The 16,834-nt window shown below is 59.7% G+C and carries 14 protein-coding genes; 12 read left to right on the top strand and 2 right to left on the bottom strand.

What is annotated here, in order from left to right:
- Positions 1 to 3: 3 nt before the first annotated feature.
- Positions 4 to 1,911 (bottom strand): sigma-54-dependent Fis family transcriptional regulator, encoded by a 1,908-nt coding sequence (locus JFT85_RS19540; RefSeq protein WP_201230302.1) that lies wholly within the window; start codon positions 1,909 to 1,911, stop codon positions 4 to 6.
- A gap of 272 nt (positions 1,912 to 2,183) precedes the next feature.
- On the opposite strand from JFT85_RS19540, the gene exaC reads away from it, so the two are divergent.
- The 10 genes from exaC to fic all read left to right on the top strand — a co-directional run bounded on the left by exaC (position 2,184) and on the right by fic (position 13,223).
- Positions 2,184 to 3,704, top strand: coding sequence for an acetaldehyde dehydrogenase ExaC (gene exaC, locus JFT85_RS19535; protein WP_053258196.1), 1,521 nt, complete (start codon positions 2,184 to 2,186; stop codon positions 3,702 to 3,704).
- A gap of 203 nt (positions 3,705 to 3,907) precedes the next feature.
- Entirely contained in the window at positions 3,908 to 5,341 is a 1,434-nt protein-coding gene (gene eat, locus JFT85_RS19530) for an ethanolamine permease (RefSeq protein ID WP_053258197.1), read from the top strand.
- Between the two features lie 64 nt (positions 5,342 to 5,405).
- The gene (locus JFT85_RS19525) at positions 5,406 to 6,800 is read left to right on the top strand and encodes an ethanolamine ammonia-lyase subunit EutB (RefSeq protein ID WP_053258198.1); all 1,395 of its coding nucleotides are present in this window, start codon (positions 5,406 to 5,408) and stop codon (positions 6,798 to 6,800) included.
- Positions 6,797 to 7,633, top strand: a complete 837-nt coding sequence (eutC, locus tag JFT85_RS19520; protein ID WP_053258199.1) for an ethanolamine ammonia-lyase subunit EutC — start codon at positions 6,797 to 6,799, stop codon at positions 7,631 to 7,633. The genes JFT85_RS19525 and eutC overlap by 4 nt, the downstream gene beginning before the upstream one ends.
- A gap of 88 nt (positions 7,634 to 7,721) precedes the next feature.
- The gene (locus JFT85_RS19515) at positions 7,722 to 8,180 is read left to right on the top strand and encodes a GNAT family N-acetyltransferase (RefSeq protein WP_053258200.1); all 459 of its coding nucleotides are present in this window, start codon (positions 7,722 to 7,724) and stop codon (positions 8,178 to 8,180) included.
- 324 nt (positions 8,181 to 8,504) lie between these two features.
- Positions 8,505 to 9,161 carry a DedA family protein gene (locus JFT85_RS19510; RefSeq protein ID WP_053258201.1) on the top strand — a complete coding sequence of 219 codons (657 nt, stop codon included), beginning with the start codon at positions 8,505 to 8,507 and terminating at the stop codon, positions 9,159 to 9,161.
- A gap of 6 nt (positions 9,162 to 9,167) precedes the next feature.
- Positions 9,168 to 9,998, top strand: coding sequence for a M90 family metallopeptidase (locus tag JFT85_RS19505; protein ID WP_201230300.1), 831 nt, complete (start codon positions 9,168 to 9,170; stop codon positions 9,996 to 9,998).
- Between the two features lie 93 nt (positions 9,999 to 10,091).
- Positions 10,092 to 10,619, top strand: coding sequence for an inorganic diphosphatase (gene ppa / locus JFT85_RS19500; RefSeq protein WP_201230298.1), 528 nt, complete (start codon positions 10,092 to 10,094; stop codon positions 10,617 to 10,619).
- A gap of 215 nt (positions 10,620 to 10,834) precedes the next feature.
- Positions 10,835 to 11,605 (top strand): LexA family transcriptional regulator, encoded by a 771-nt coding sequence (locus JFT85_RS19495; protein ID WP_201230296.1) that lies wholly within the window; start codon positions 10,835 to 10,837, stop codon positions 11,603 to 11,605.
- A 496-nt stretch (positions 11,606 to 12,101) separates the two neighbouring features.
- Positions 12,102 to 13,223: a protein adenylyltransferase Fic gene (fic, locus tag JFT85_RS19490; RefSeq protein WP_053258204.1), complete on the top strand. Its 1,122-nt coding sequence runs from the start codon at positions 12,102 to 12,104 to the stop codon at positions 13,221 to 13,223.
- Positions 13,224 to 13,288: 65 nt separating this feature from the next.
- Here fic and JFT85_RS19485 read toward each other — a convergent pair whose 3' ends face one another.
- A complete protein-coding gene (locus JFT85_RS19485) occupies positions 13,289 to 13,525 on the bottom strand; it encodes a hypothetical protein (protein WP_201230294.1) in 237 nt (78 codons plus the stop codon).
- 638 nt (positions 13,526 to 14,163) lie between these two features.
- Here JFT85_RS19485 and JFT85_RS19480 point away from each other — a divergent pair.
- Together JFT85_RS19480 and JFT85_RS19475 are read left to right on the top strand one after the other, a co-directional pair.
- A complete protein-coding gene (locus JFT85_RS19480; RefSeq protein ID WP_242486546.1) occupies positions 14,164 to 15,495 on the top strand; it encodes an amino acid permease in 1,332 nt (443 codons plus the stop codon).
- A complete protein-coding gene (locus JFT85_RS19475) occupies positions 15,479 to 16,774 on the top strand; it encodes an aspartate aminotransferase family protein (protein WP_201230290.1) in 1,296 nt (431 codons plus the stop codon). The genes JFT85_RS19480 and JFT85_RS19475 overlap by 17 nt, the downstream gene beginning before the upstream one ends.
- Positions 16,775 to 16,834: the final 60 nt, after the last annotated feature.

The raw sequence follows: 16,834 nt of genomic DNA, 5'->3' as shown, positions 1-16,834 counted from the left end.
AGATCACACTTGTGGACACCGTTCGATTCCATGCTTGCGTAACTTGCGGTAAAGCGTATTCCGGCTCACTCCCAAACTTTCTGCTGCGTGGGACATGTGCCAATGTTGCTGCTTCAGTGCGTTGAGCAACACTACGCGCTCTGCATCGTCCAGAGCGCCCCCCTGCCGGGGCTCGACAACCATCGCCGCTCGCGCCTGGCGAATGAGGGGCGGCAAATCGTCTAACCTGATTCGCCCGTTCTCGCACAAGGCCGCCAAGGTGCGAAGTACGTTGCGCAATTGCCGAACGTTGCCCGGCCAGGCGTAGTCGAGCAACGCGTGGCGCGCCTTCTCATCAAGCAACACAACCTGTCCTGCTGCCTCTTCCGCCAGCAAAAACGCCAGTAATTGCGCTTTATCACTCCGCTCACGCAGGGGCGGCACGGCTATTTCAAGACCGTTGAGACGATAGTAAAGATCTTCGCGGAAGCTACCGTTCGCAACACGTGCTAACAGGTCACGATGGGTGGCGCTGATGATTCTGACGTCTACCGCCTGCGGCGCACCGCCGATGGGCACCACCACGCGATCTTCCAGTACCCTTAAAAGACGGGTTTGCAACGCGAAAGGCATGTCGCCAATCTCATCGAGAAACAGCGTGCCGCCGTCGGCTTGCTGCAATTTGCCACGCATGCCTTCTTTCAACGCGCCGGTAAAGCTGCCGCCGCGGTAACCGAACAACTCGCTTTCAATCAGGTTTTCCGGGATGGCGGCACAGTTGAGAGCGACGAAGGCGTTATTGGCACGCGAACTGGCCTGATGCACGGCCTTGGCGAACGCCTCTTTACCGCAGCCGGTTTCGCCGTTGATCAGCAGCGGCACGTCACGCTCGAACACCCTCAGCGCCTTGTTAAAATCACTCTGCAACGCAGGGTCGCCCAGGCAGATGCCCGGCAGGCGTGGCGCTTCGGGCTTGGCCATGAGCGGCGGCGCGCGGCGCGCCTGCCCGCGCAATACGGCGAACAAAGACCGGCCATCTCGCGTTCGCAGCGGCCAGCTGGCGGTAGCGTTGGCGCTGGCGCGGCCGAGCAACTGGTCGAGGGTGCATTCAAAAAACGCCTCCACCGGCTGCCCCAGCAAACCGCCACGCGCTTGCCCCAGCAGGTTCAGCGCGCTCTGGTTGACCGCACAGATACGCCCTTCACCGTCGAACGCCAGCAGTCCTTCGCTGAACAACCCCACCGATTCTGCCTGCAAGTGAAAGCGCAGCAGCCAGTGGTTCTCAAAATGGCGCAGGAAGTAACAGCTCTCGATCATCTTCGCCGACAAGTTCACCAGTGCCATGGTGTGAAACTGGCTCTGACGCGACACCGCCTCGCGCGCCGACGACACGTCCAGCACCGCCAGCAACTCACCCTGGGGATCGAACACCGGGCTCGCCGAACAGGTCAGCCCCGTATGGCGGCCGCGAAAGTGCTCATCGCGGTGAATCGTCAGGGACTGGCGCTCCACCAGGCAGGTGCCGATGCCATTGGTGCCTTCGCACGCCTCGCTCCAGTCCGCCCCCAGCCACAGCCCGGCGCGCTCGAAAATCTTGCGCTCGGACGGCGCGGTGACACAGTTGAGGATCACCCCGCGCGCATCGGTGAGCAGCACCGCATGGCCTGCGCCGGAGAGCTGTTGATGCAGGCTGTTCATCTCACTGCCGGCGATGCTCAGCACCTGTTGCAGGCGTTCGCGGCTTTCCAGCAGGCGGCCATGCTCAAGCACGGTGGGGGCGATGCTCAACGCGGGGTCGAGGTGGTATTCCTCCAGGCAGCGCAGCCAGGAGCGGGCGATGGACGGGTCGCTGCCGGGGCCTTGGGCAAGGTCTTGCCCACGGGTGACGGTCAGGACTTGCTGGGCATGGCGACTGAAATGATCGTTGTGCATGTTCTTATTATTCTCTCTGCGGGAGAGCAGCCAGCATCCCCCAGCCATCCGGCCATTGCAATCCCGGGCAGACCCACCGGTCACAGGCTGTACCGTTTATGGCACAAACTGTCACCCCACCTGTACCACGCCTGTCACAGCAACGCCTTGCAACAAACCCCAAGCCCTTGATTTACCTGGCCTGCAACGCAGTGGCCCAACCTTTGCTCTACGCTTTATCAAGCGCAACACCGCTGAACTCCAATAAACATAAAAGTCAGGAGATACCCACCATGCGTTATGCACATCCCGGTACTGAAGGCGCGATCGTTTCGTTCAAGGCCAAGTACGGTAACTACATCGGCGGCGAATTCGTTGCGCCGGTGGATGGCAACTACTTCTCCAACACCTCGCCGGTCAACGGCAAGCCCATCGCCGAATTCCCGCGCTCCACTGCCAAAGACATCGACAAAGCCCTCGACGCCGCCCATGCCGCCGCAGATGCCTGGGGCAAGACCTCGGCTCAGGACCGTTCGCTGGTGCTGCTGAAAATTGCCGACCGCATCGAACAGAACCTCGAACTGCTGGCCATCACCGAAACCTGGGACAACGGCAAGGCCGTGCGGGAAACCCTCAACGCCGACATCCCGTTGGCCGCTGACCACTTCCGCTACTTCGCCGGTTGCATCCGCGCCCAGGAAGGCACCAGCGCCGAGATCAACGAACTGACCGCGTCATACCACTTCCACGAACCGCTGGGCGTGGTCGGCCAGATCATCCCGTGGAACTTCCCACTGCTGATGGCCGCGTGGAAACTGGCGCCGGCCCTGGCCGCCGGTAACTGCGTGGTGCTCAAACCCGCTGAACAAACCCCGCTGGGCATCAGCGTGCTGATGGAGTTGATCGGCGACCTGCTGCCGCCAGGCGTGCTGAACGTGGTGCACGGTTTCGGCAAAGAAGCCGGCGAAGCCCTGGCCACCAGCAAACGCATCGCCAAGATCGCCTTCACCGGCTCCACGCCTGTGGGCTCGCACATCATGCACGCGGCGGCCGAGAACATTATTCCGTCCACCGTCGAACTGGGCGGCAAGTCGCCGAACATCTTCTTCGCTGACATCATGAAGGCTGAGCCGTCGTTCATCGAAAAGGCCGCCGAAGGCCTGGTGCTGGCATTCTTCAACCAGGGCGAAGTGTGCACCTGCCCTTCCCGCGCGCTGGTAGAAGAGTCGATCTACGACGACTTCATGAAAGTGGTGATGAAGAAGGTCGAGCAGATCAAACGCGGCGACCCGCTGGACACCGACACCATGGTCGGCGCCCAGGCGTCCGAGCAGCAGTTCGACAAGATCCTGTCCTACCTGGAAATCGCCAAAGGCGAAGGCGCACAACTGCTGACGGGCGGCAAGGTCGAGCAGCTCAGCGGCGACATGGCCGGTGGTTATTACATCCAGCCGACGCTGCTCAAGGGCACCAACGAAATGCGCGTGTTCCAGGAAGAAATCTTTGGCCCGGTGGTGAGCATCACCACCTTCAAGGACGAAGCCGAAGCCCTGGCGATTGCCAACGACACCGAGTTCGGCCTCGGCGCCGGCGTGTGGACCCGCGACATCAACCGCGCCTACCGCATGGGCCGTGCGATCAAGGCGGGCCGCGTGTGGACCAACTGCTACCACCTGTACCCGGCGCACGCCGCGTTCGGCGGTTACAAGAAGTCCGGCGTGGGCCGTGAGACACACAAGATGATGTTGGACCACTACCAGCAGACCAAAAACTTGCTGGTGAGCTACGACATTAATCCGCTGGGCTTTTTCTAACTAACACCCGCTCCCCCATTTGAAATGCAATCAAGTGTGGGAGCTGGCTTGCCTGCGATGCAGGCACCTCGGTGTGTCAGGCACAGCGCGGTGATGCTATCGCAGGCAAGCCAGCCCCCACATTAGATCTTCGCAAGTACTTGCAACTCGCATTCGGCACCCAGAGGCCGAGCTAAAACAATAAGAACGGACGGTACTTTCCCATGCCTAGCGAACCTACTGGCTCTTCCGTCGACTTCGAAAAAGTCGGCAGCGACTACTTCCAACAACGCGAATTAAAAAAAGGTGCCGCCGGCTGGGTGCTGTTAGTCGGCCTCGGCGTTGCCTATGTAATCTCCGGCGACTATGCCGGCTGGAACTTCGGCCTGGCCCAGGGTGGTTGGGGCGGCATGTTCCTTGCCACCTTACTGATGGCCACCATGTACCTGTGCATGTGTTTTTCTCTGGCTGAACTGTCTTCGATGATCCCCACCGCCGGCGGCGGCTACGGTTTTGCCCGCAGCGCATTCGGCCCGTGGGGCGGGTTCCTCACGGGCACCGCCATCCTGATCGAATACGCCATCGCCCCCGCTGCCATCGCGGTGTTTATCGGCGCTTATTGCGAGTCGCTGTTCGGCATTGGCGGCTGGATGATTTACCTGGCGTTCTACATCATCTTTATTGGCATCCACATCTTTGGCGTGGGTGAAGCCTTGAAGCTGATGTTTGTGATTACGGCTGTCGCGGCGATTGCCCTGGGTGTATTCCTGGTGTCGATGGTGCCGCACTTCAACGTCGCCAACTTGCTGGACATCCCGGTCACGGAAGCCAAAGGCGCCAGCACGTTCCTGCCGTTCGGCTACGTCGGCGTATGGGCGGCAATTCCCTATGCAATCTGGTTTTTCCTGGCCGTTGAAGGCGTACCACTGGCCGCTGAAGAAACCAAAAACCCTAAACGCGATCTGCCTCGCGGCCTGATTGGCGCCATTGTGGTGCTGACCAGTTTTGCCCTGCTGATTCTGGTGATCGCACCGGGCGGCGCCGGCACTTACGCGCTGATCAAATCCGGCAACCCGCTGGTGGAAGCACTGGCACTCTCCTACGGCGGTTCAACCTGGATGGGCGGCTTCGTCAATCTGGTCGGCCTGGCGGGGTTGATCGCGAGCTTTTTCTCGATTATCTACGCCTATTCGCGGCAGATCTTCGCCTTGTCCCGCGCCGGCTACCTGCCGCGCAAACTGTCCCAGACCAATAAAAGCAAGGCGCCAGTGCTCGCGTTGGTGATCCCCGGCATCATCGGTTTCGGCCTGTCGCTGACCGGCCAGGGTGACTTGCTGATCCTGGTGGCCGTGTTTGGCGCGACCATTTCCTACGTGCTGATGATGGCCGCGCACATCACCTTGCGCATCCGTCGCCCCAAAATGGACCGTCCGTACCGCACACCGGGCGGCATTTTCACCTCCGGCGTTGCGCTGGTGCTCGCCTGCGTGGCCGTCGTGGCGGGCTTTCTGGTGGATCCACGGGTGGTGATTGGCGCTGCGATCATCTATGGAGTATTAATTGCTTACTTTGCTTTCTACAGCCGGCATCACTTGGTAGCGGGCACGCCGGAAGAGGAATTCGCGGCGATCCAGGCCGCAGAGGCCGCCTTGCACTAACTGCCGTAAACCTCGACGCGGGCGCTTTACTCTCAGCCCGCCCGCGTCGCCAAGGAGACACTGTATGGCAAGCTTTTCCCACGCGGTGGGTACTCAAACCTACCGCTTCGACAGCCTCAAGGACGTGATGGCCAAGGCCAGCCCCGCGCGTTCCGGAGACTTCCTCGCCGGTGTGGCCGCGCAGAACGACGGCGAGCGCGTGGCCGCGCAGATGGCGTTGGCGAACATTCCGTTGAAACACTTCCTGGAAGAAGCGCTGATCCCCTACGAAAGCGACGAAGTCACGCGGCTGATCATCGACACCCACGATAAACCGGCGTTTAGCGTGGTCAGCCACCTGACCGTCGGCGGCCTGCGTGACTGGCTGCTCAGTGACGCGGCCGACGAACACAGCCTACGCGCCCTGGCGCCGGGGCTGACCCCGGAAATGGCCGCCGCCGTCTCCAAGATCATGCGCGTGCAGGACCTGGTATTGGTCGCGCAGAAGATCCGCGTGGTCACCCAATTTCGCGGCACCATGGGCCTGCGCGGGCGCCTGTCGACGCGCCTGCAGCCCAACCATCCTACGGACGAACCGGCGGGCATCGCCGCAAGCATTCTCGACGGCCTGCTCTACGGCAACGGCGACGCCATGATCGGCATCAACCCGGCCACCGACAGCATCGCCTCGATCTGCGCGATGCTGGAGATGCTCGACGCGATCATCCAGCGCTACGAAATCCCGACCCAGGCCTGCGTGCTGACCCACGTCACCACCTCCATCGAGGCCATCAACCGTGGCGTGCCGCTGGACCTGGTGTTTCAGTCGATTGCCGGCACCGAGGCCGCCAACGCCAGTTTCGGCATCAGCCTCAGCGTGCTGCAGGAAGGTTACGAGGCGGGCTTGAGCCTGAATCGCGGCACCTTGGGTCAGAACCTGATGTATTTCGAAACCGGCCAGGGCAGCGCCTTGTCGGCCAACGCGCACTTTGGCGTTGACCAGCAAACCTGCGAAACCCGTGCCTACGCCGTGGCGCGGCATTTCAAACCGTTCCTGGTGAACACCGTCGTCGGGTTTATCGGCCCCGAGTACCTGTACAACGGCAAGCAGATTATCCGCGCCGGCCTCGAAGACCACTTCTGCGGCAAGCTGCTCGGCGTGCCGATGGGGTGCGACATCTGCTACACCAACCACGCCGAAGCCGACCAGGACGACATGGACACCCTGCTGACCCTGCTGGGCGTGGCCGGGATCAACTTCATCATGGGCATCCCCGGCTCCGACGACATCATGCTCAACTACCAGACCACCTCGTTCCACGACGCCCTGTACGCCCGCCAGACACTGGGCTTAAAGCCGGCGCCGGAGTTTGAACAGTGGCTGGCGAAAATGGGCATCTTCACGCAAGCCGACGGCAAAGTGCACTTCGGCAACAGCCTGCCACCGGCGTTTCGCCACGCCTTGAAGCAATTGGGATGAAGGAGCCGCCCGTGCAAGTAGAACTGCCTGATAATCCGTGGCTGGAACTGCGCCGCCTGACCCCGGCGCGCATTGCCCTGGGCCGCACCGGCACCAGCATCCCCACCGGCGCGCAGCTGGACTTCCAGTTCGCCCACGCCCAGGCGCGCGACGCAGTGCACCTGCCCTTCGACGCCGCGGGCCTGAGCAGCCAGATGGCCGAGCGTGGGCGCGACAGCCTGTTGCTGCACAGCGCTGCGGTTGACCGCCATATGTACCTGCAACGCCCGGACCTGGGGCGGCGCTTGAGTGATGAGTCGGCGCAACGCCTGCGCGACTACGCGGCGGCCAACCCTGGCGGCGTAGACCTGGCCATCGTGGTGGCCGATGGTCTGTCGGCGCTGGCCGTGCATAAACATACGTTGCCGTTTCTTACGCGCATGGAAGAACAGACCCACGCCGAAGGCTGGTCCTTGTCGCCCGTGATCCTGGTGGAACAAGGCCGTGTGGCGGTCGCCGATGAAGTCGCCCAGTTACTCGGCGCCAAGATGGTGGTGATTTTGATTGGTGAACGCCCGGGGCTCAGTTCGCCGGACAGCCTGGGCCTGTATTTCACGTACAACCCCAAGGTCGGCCTGACCGACGCCTATCGCAACTGCATCTCCAACGTACGGCTTGAGGGGTTGAGCTACGGCATGGCCGCGCATCGCTTGCTGTACTTGATGAAAGAGGCGTGCCGTCGGCAGCTGTCGGGGGTCAATCTCAAGGACGAGGCGCAGGTGATGACCCTCGAATCCGATGATCCCGACCTGATGAAAGGCAATTTCCTACTCAGCCCACCGGATGACCAATAGCAGCGCGATTGCACTTTTTTTCACCATTAGGCAGCATCCAGTCACGGCCGCGTGTGTGGTCATACCCCTTTGGAAGTTGAGGCCTGGCATGCGGATTACTCAAGCGACCCTGGAACACCTGGACCTGTTGACGCCTCTGTTCGTCAAATACCGCGAGTTCTACGGGGCTTTGCCCTTCCCGGACTCGTCGCGAGCCTTTCTGGAAAAGCGCCTGCGCCGAAAGGAGTCGGTGATCTACCTGGCCCTGGCCGATGACGACGACAAGAGGCTGCTTGGGTTTTGCCAGCTATACCCGAGCTTTTCGTCGCTGTCGCTGAAACGGGTATGGATCCTCAACGACATCTACGTGGCTGAAGACGCCCGCCGGCAGTTGGTGGCGGATAACCTGATGCGCACGGCGAAAAAAATGGCCAAGGAAACTCACGCGGTGCGGCTGCGGGTGTCGACCAGCAGCAACAATGACGTGGCGCAGAAGACGTACGAGTCGATCGGGTTTCGGGAAGACACGGAGTTCAAGAACTACGTGTTGCCGATCAGTGAGGACTGACGCTGTTAGCCCAACCACCATAGATCCCCCTGTGGGAGCGGGCTTGCTCGCGAAAGCGGTGTATCAGTTAATAAAGATTCGACTGACCCACCGCTTTCGCGAACAAGCCCGCTCCCACATTTACATCTGAGCAACATTTAGATCGGTGTAAAGCCTTGCTACCAGCGACACTCCCCGCTACAAAACCAACACGCTTTTCACCTCTCAATCCGTATAATGCGGACCTCTCAGAGCTGTAAGAATCGCGACATAAGCTTGTAGCCTAACTTACCCGTAGCTTCCGCACAGGCCTGCTGAGCCGGGCCATTCACACAGGTGCCATCCATGGATTTCAACCCGCTCGACCTTATCCTGCATCTCGACGTGTACCTCGACATGCTGGTAAGAAACTACGGAGTGTGGATCTACGCCATTCTGTTCCTGGTTATCTTTTGCGAAACCGGGCTGGTGGTCATGCCTTTCCTGCCCGGTGACTCCTTGCTGTTTATTGCCGGCGCCATCGCCGCAGGCGGCGGCATGGACCCGGTACTGCTGGGCGGCCTGTTAATGCTCGCAGCTATCCTCGGCGACAGTACCAACTACGTGATCGGACGAACGGCCGGGGAACGCTTGTTCAGCAACCCGAACTCGAAAATCTTCCGCCGCGACTACCTGCAAAAAACCCACGACTTCTACGACAAGCACGGCGGCAAAACCGTGACCCTGGCGCGCTTCCTGCCGATCCTGCGCACCTTTGCGCCGTTCGTCGCCGGCATCGCCAAAATGCCCTACCCGCGCTTCTTCGGCTTCAGCGTCTTCGGCACCATCATCTGGGTCGGTGGCCTGGTGACCCTGGGTTACTTCTTCGGCAACGTGCCGTTTATCAAGAAAAACCTCTCGCTGCTGGTGGTGTTTATCATCCTGCTGTCGCTGGTGCCGATGATCATCGGTGTGGTCCGCAGCCGCTTTGGCCGCACGTCTTCCGAAGCCAAACCGCAGTAACCCGCGATGTGGTCCCTCAGCGCCTGGCGTCGCCGGCGCCTGCTGGCCAAGCACCCGATTGCCGATGACACCTGGCAACGGGTGCGGCACCACCTGACCTTCCTCGACGGCATCAGCGCCGAGCAAGACCAGTGGTTACGCGAAGCCTGCGTGGTGTTCCTCGCCGAAAAACACCTCACCGCCCTGCCCGGCGTCGACCTGCACCAGGAACAACGCCTGCTGCTCGCCGCCCAGGCGCAATTACCGCTGATGAACCTCGGCGACCTCGATTGGTACCAGGGTTTCCACGAAATCGTGCTGTACCCCGACGACTTCCTCAGCCCCCAGCGCCATCGCGATGCCAGCGGCGTCGAGCATGAGTGGGACGGCGAACACAGCGGCGAAGCCTGGCAACAAGGCCCGGTGATCCTCGCTTGGCCCGGCGTATTGGCCAGCGGCCAGTGGGAAGGCTACAACCTGGTGATCCACGAACTGGCGCACAAGCTCGACATGCTCAACGGCGACGCCAACGGCCTGCCGCCGCTGCACCACGACATGCGCGTGCAGGAATGGGCCAGCGTGATGCAAAGCGCCTTTGACGACCTCAACCGCCAGCTGGACGCCAACCCGCACGCCGACACCGAGATAGACCCCTACGCCGCCGAAAACCCGGCAGAGTTCTTTGCGGTCACCAGCGAATATTTTTTCAGCGCCCCGGATTTACTGGTCAGCACTTATCCCCAGGTGTACGCGCAACTGAGTCGCTTCTATCGCCAGGACCCGTTGGCCCGCCTGACCCAGCTGCAAGCCAGCGACACCCGCTATCAGACTGAACACCACGCGCCACACGACGTCTGACGCATAGCGTCGGCGTCAGAATATGCCTATAATCGCCGCCACTTTTAGGCCAATCCGGCCATGTTCCATGGCCAACTACGGGGGCAACGCCCAATGAGCTACAGCAAGATTCCGGCTGGCAAAGACCTGCCGAACGACATCTACGTCGCCATCGAAATTCCGGCCAACCACGCGCCGATCAAATACGAAATCGACAAAGACAGCGACTGCCTGTTCGTTGACCGTTTCATGGCCACCCCGATGTTCTACCCGGCCAACTACGGTTTCATCCCGAACACCCTGGCTGACGACGGTGACCCCCTCGACGTGCTGGTGGTAACCCCTTACCCGGTAACCCCAGGCTCGGTGATCCGCGCACGCCCAGTCGGCATCCTGAACATGACCGACGACGGCGGCGGCGATGCCAAAGTTATCGCGGTACCCCACGACAAGCTGTGCCAGCTGTACGTGGACGTGAAGGAATACACTGACCTGCCGCCACTGCTGCTGGAACAGATCAAGCACTTCTTCGAGAACTACAAAGACCTCGAAAAAGGCAAATGGGTGAAGATCGACGGTTGGGGCAACGCAGACGCCGCCCGCGCCGAGATCATGAAGTCGGTCGCTGCCTACAAAGGCTGATACCCGCTCCTCATTGCCCTGGCAATCAAAAAAGCCCCGACGATTCGGGGCTTTTTTTGTGGGAAAAATTTAAACTCAAAGTTCAATGTTTAATGCGCAGCGTTTAACCAAATTAGAACTCTGAAATATCGGACTACAACTAAGCAAATCCCTACACGCGCAATTCAACGCATAGTTTATTTGATGTATTTTTTCGGCCAGTAAACTCTGCGTTTATGAATACATCAGGTGATCGACTAAAAGCACTACTGCGGGAAGTTCATCTTTCCGCCTCCGACTTCGCCAAGAACCGCGGTGTCACGCCTCAACACGTGAACAACTGGTTCAAACGCGGCGTGCCCATGGCCCGACTCAACGAGATCGCAGAACTGCTCTGCGTCTCCAGCCGTTGGCTACGCACCGGCGAAGGCCTCAAACACCCACCGGCCAACTTCCTGCTGGAAGGCCCGGACACCGCCAAAGGATTGCGCACCCGCGAAGACAGCGGCAAATACCTCACAGGCCCCGCCTGCCTCCCGGAAAAAATCGACGTGGAGATTCTTCTCCACCCCACCTTCACCTCCAGCGAACGCATCCGCGTCTCCCTGCACACCCTCGAAACCCTCAACGTAAACCCCGACCGCGCGGTAGGCGCCTACATGGTCGACAACAGCATGATCGACATCATCCAACAAGGCGCCACCCTCGCCATCGACCGCGGCCGCACGCAAATCACCGACGGCGAAATCTACGCCGTCGAACACGACGGCATGCTGCGCATCAAATACCTCTACAACCGCCCCGGCGGCGGCCTGCGCATGCGCAGCCACAACGCCAGCGAACACCCCGACGAATACCTCACCCACGAACAACGCTTCGAACAGAACTTCGAGATCGTCGGCTGGGTGTTCTGGTGGTCCACCCTCAACAACCGCCGACCGGTGCCACTGGACGAACACCTGCTGGGCTGGGAAGGCTCTAAATCGGACCCGGAGGTAGGCATTTGAAATGAATGTGGGTATCATGCCGCCCACATTTGGCAGGGGGTGGCTTTGCGCTATCCACCCTGCTTGGCGATGCGGAGGAGTTCCCGCTGATGCCCCTACTATTCAGTCAGACTTGATGTTGGCTGAGCGATTTGAAGGCTGGTGAGGTTTGTCAAAAACAAGCTGAGGCAGTCCCCGAGAAGCCGGCCACAAGCCGGCTTTTTAATGCCCTTTTAACCTCAAAAACGCATTGGTACCTGCTGGGGCAAGTAGGCACGCTGCGACTATCACCCTTACTCCGCAAAAACTCTATTCTAAAGCGCGCGCCTCAATTAATAGCCGCCTAGCTCGTTGACTCATAGCTAAAGTGTCGCCGCCAGCGACACAAGAACAAGACATGTCGCAAAAATCATAAAATAGCGACACATGACACCCACATGCTTACACTGACGCCATGAGAGAGCGCTTATGAAAGCGACCTCGCCTATAAATGAACCTCGTGGACACACCCTCATCCATGACAACACCTCATTTCCCATGGCAAGCCGATAAGCCTTACAACCAGCTTCCGCCACTACCGCCGTCAGCACAGCTGGAAACCCGGGCAGTACTCAAACGCTGCATTGAGGCCCGCGCAGCCTTGGCCGAATTGAAACAAGCTGCCGAGCTGATCCCTAACCAAACGATGCTGATCAATACCATCCCCTTGCTGGAAGCCAAGGACAGCTCCGAGATTGAAAGTATCGTCACCACCACGGACCTGCTCTTCCAGCATGCCCAGGATGGAGCAAATCACGCGGACCCCGCGACCAAAGAAGCCCTGCGGTACCGCAAGGCTCTTCATAACGGTTACCAATCGTTGGCTGAGCGCCCACTCTCCACAGGCACGGCAGTAGAAATCTGTCGCACGCTCAAGGGCGTGAACATGGACATTCGCCGTGTACCAGGCGTCCAGCTAGCCAATGACCGCACCGGCGAGATCATCTACACGCCACCAGAGGGCGAAGATCGCTTACGCGACTTGCTAGCCAATTGGGAACGTTTTTTACACAACGAGACAGACCTCGATCCTTTGGTACGAATGGCCGTGGGGCACTATCAATTCGAGGCCATTCACCCGTTCACCGACGGCAATGGCCGTACCGGCCGGGTACTCAATACCCTGTACCTGATTCAGGAAGGTCTGCTGAATCTGCCGATTCTCTACCTCAGCCATTTCATCATTGCGCATAGAGCCGATTACTACCGACTGCTGCTTGATGTGACCCGCGAGCAAGCCTGGGAGCCCTGGCTGCTCTACATGCTCACCGCCGTAGAGGAAACCGCCCGTTGGACCAGCGCCAAAATTGCCGCTATTCGCGGCCTATCCGAACACACCAGCCAGTTTGTTCGTGAACGTCTGCCGAAAACCTATACCCGCGAATTAGTGGATGTGATTTTCGAGCAACCCTACTGCCGCATTAGCAACGTCGTGGATAAGCAGATCGCTCAACGCCAGGCCGCCTCCCGCTACCTCAAAGAGTTGGTCTCCATTGGCGTTCTACAGGAGGTTCAGGTTGGCAAGGAAAAGCTCTTCATTCATCCCAAGCTGATGCAGCTACTGATTCGCGACAGCAACGACTTCAAGACGTACACCTGAGCCGTAGTGAAGGACATTGAGTATTGAATCGCCTGCACGGTGAAGACTGAACAGGCGACGTTTTCTTACTTCGGCTGCAAACACTCCACAGCCCGATCCGCCACCATCTTCGCCATCTCAACCAAATGCATCACCGCCCGATGCGGCGCGCCCAGCGGTTCACCCAGTACCTGCGAGGTAGCCACCGCGCACTGCAGCAACTCGGCCACACGCAGCCAGGCATCTTCAAAGCTCAGCTCTTCATTGACAGTAAATGGCTGAGTCGCGGCCGATGACGGCGAATCCGATACAACGTTATCCATAGCAAAACTCCAATCGATAATTTGGAGCTGCCAAGATCCGCGACTAAACGAAAGGCGGCAGCTGTACGCAGGTTAGTCGACCGGTCGATTGGGAACCCGGCGCACCCGGAGGTGCCCTGCGCACAGCCACCATAAGATGCAGGCGAAGGGGTGCCTGACTCATGAATTGCTTATGCGCCAATCGAATCCGGGCGACTAAACCCGATCACTGAATAGGCAGTGACGGAACGCAGCCTAGTCGCGGAGTTTAGCTGGCGCAAGCGACTGGAATTCTCTAGGAAACGTCCTGCAAATGAAAGGGATCCGCCCTGCTGGCCTTTGAAAATCGCCCCAATACTCGACCGTATCCCCCCACCCATCTGTTTCCCCAGGTGACACGCTTGCCTCCTCCCCAGAATCAACATCGCCCCAAGAATCCTTCCTACAAACATAGCTAAACAGCGCCTTTAAAAACCGCTCGCCGCCACGTTTGGCATTTGGCCTAAAACCTGCTTATTGCACACCGTACAATAAAATCCGGTCTGAGCCGGGCCACCTCACTACTGCTGTGCAATACAGCTCGGGGAATGCTGATGTCCACACCACCGCTTCACTCTTCCAACCATGGCTTGGCACGGTCGCTCAAGGAGCGTCATGTGATGTTGATTGCTATCGGCGGCATTATTGGGGCCGGTTTGTTTCTGGGTTCGGGTAAGGCAATTGCCACGGCGGGGCCGGCGTTGTTGCTGGCGTATGCGTTGTGTGGGGGGATGGTTTATTTGATTGCGCGGGCGCTGGGGGAGTTGTCGTTGTACCGGCCCGGTAGCGGGTCGTTTGCAACGTATGCAGAGGAGTTTTTGGGGCCGCGGGTGGCGTTTATCACCGGGTGGTCGTATTGGTTGATCTGGATTCTGGTGGGGGTGCTGGAGGTTACGGGGATCGGTTTGTTGATGAAGTATTGGTTCCCGGAGTTGGCGCAGTGGATTCCGGCGTTGGTCACCACGGTGGTGTTGATGGTGATCAATTTGTTTGCGGTGAAGACGTTTGGCGAGGTGGAGTTCTGGCTGGCGTTGATCAAGGTGGTGACGATTGTCGGGCTGATTGCTGCAGGCTTGGCGATTCTGCTGTTCGGGCTCGAGACATCGTCGCAGACCACCCCTTCAATCACCCACCTGTGGCGGCACGGCGGGTTTTTCCCGAATGGCTGGAGTGGCTTTTGGTACGCGATACCGTTGGCGGCGTTTACCTTTGCCGGGGTCGAGGTGATTGGCTTGGTCGCGGCGGAAACGGCCAACCCGGAGCGCACATTGCCGCGCGCGATCAATAGCATCATCTGGCGGATGGCAATTTTTTATATCGGGTCGATCGCAGTGATCATGGCCCTTTACCCCTGGAACCAGATCGATACCTCGCAAAGCCCGTTTGTGAGGGTGTTCGACAGCATTGGCCTGGGGGTTGCGGCCGGGTTGATCAATTTTGTGGTGATCAGTGCGCTGGCGTCGTCGTGCAATACCGGGTTGTTTGCCACCAGCCGGATGTTGTTTGCGCTGTCGCATATTCAGCAGGCACCCCGTCAATTGCAGGTGTTGAGCCCGCGCCAGGTGCCGGCGCGTTGTTTGATGGTGTCGACTGCGATTTTGCTGGTGGGGGTCTTGCTGAACTATCTGATGCCGGAACGTATTTTCAACCTATTGATCACCGGCATTTTGGGCCTGTTGATTTGGGTGTGGGCGGTGATCATCGCCACGCATATGGCGTATCGGCGCAAGGTGCAGCGCGGTGAGTTGCGGCTGATGGCGTATCGCTTGCCGTGGGCGCGGGGCAGCAGCGTGTTGGTACTGTTGTTTTTGGCTGGGTTGACGGTGCTGGTGATTCGCGACCCGGAGACGCGCACGGCGTTTTATGTGGCGGCGGCCTGGTTTGCGCTGTTGCTGCTGGTGTATCCAAAGCGCAACGCATCCAAGGAGGTGAGCGATGTTCACAGCGCCTGATATGTCCGTGTTGCAGCACTGCATCAACCGCTACACCCACGCCAACCCCAACAGCGCCCGGCAACTGGACTTGGCCACGCGGGTAATGCCGGGTGGCAATACCCGCTCAGTGCTGTTTTATGAGCCGTTTCCGTTGGTGATGTCGGGCGGGACGGGCTGTTTTCTTGATGACCTGGACGGGCATCGTTATGTCGACTTTCTCGCCGAATACACCGCAGCGCTGTATGGGCACTCTCACCCGGTGATCATCCAGGCGCTGACGACGGCGATGGCGAACGGGCTGAACCTCAGCGCCCACACCCAACTGGAAGCGCGGTTGGCAACGCTGATCGTGGAGCGCTTCGGTTGTATCGAACAGGTGCGCTTTACCAATTCCGGTACCGAGGCGAACCTGCTCGCGCTGGCGGCGGCACGGGCCTACACCGGGCGCGACGGCGTCATCGCGTTTAACGGCGCTTATCACGGCGGCGTGCTGAGTTTTGCCGGGCCAGGCACGCCGATGAATGTGCCCCACCGCGTGTACCTGGCGGATTACAACGATCTACGCAGTGTCGAGCGTTTGCTGTTTGAGCACCCTGGCGCGTGTGCGGCGATCCTCGTGGAGCCGATGTTGGGCGCCGGTGGCTGTATCTGCGCCGCGCCGGGCTTTCTCGAGGGTTTGCGCGCGTTGAGCCGTGCACACGGGGTATTGCTGGTGTTCGATGAGGTGATGACTTCACGCCTTGGCCCAGGCGGTTTACAAGAAAAGCTCGGTATAAAGCCGGACCTGATGACCCTGGGCAAATACCTCGGCGGCGGGATGCCCTGTGGCATGTTGGGTGGCCGACGAGACATCATGGCGCAGTTCGATCCGCGCCATGGCCGCCTCTCTCACGCAGGCACCTTCAACAACAACGTACTGACCATGGCGGCGGGTATCGCTGGATTGGAGCAGGTGTATACCCGTGAGCAAGCCCTTGCGTTGAATGCGAGGGGCGACCGGTTACGCGAGCAACTGAACGAGGTGCTCGCCTGCATGCCGATGCAGTTTACCGGGCAGGGTTCAGTGATGAACCTGCATCCCACGGGCAGGCCGATCCTGCGGCCCACGGATATCCCGACAGACCGAAACAGCCTACGGGACCTGTTCTTTTTCCACCTGCTTGAAGGTGGGATCTACAGTGCGCGGCGCGGGCTGTTTGCGTTGAGCCTGCCGCTGACCGAGCGCGAAATGAATCGACTGGTTAACGCTACACAGGCTTTTGTCGAACGCTATGGCGGCATGTTGACCGGCGACTGACGCCCTACCTGGAAGAGCGACAGCGAATCGACGACCGGCTATCCTTTCGCCGTCGCTCAA

Origin of the sequence: Pseudomonas sp. TH04 (assembly GCF_016651355.1) — a bacterium.
In the GTDB taxonomy this organism is placed as follows: Bacteria; Pseudomonadota; Gammaproteobacteria; order Pseudomonadales; family Pseudomonadaceae; genus Aquipseudomonas; species Aquipseudomonas fluorescens.
Note: the sequence above shows the minus strand (reverse complement) of the source record. Positions and strands in the feature narration are given on the sequence as shown.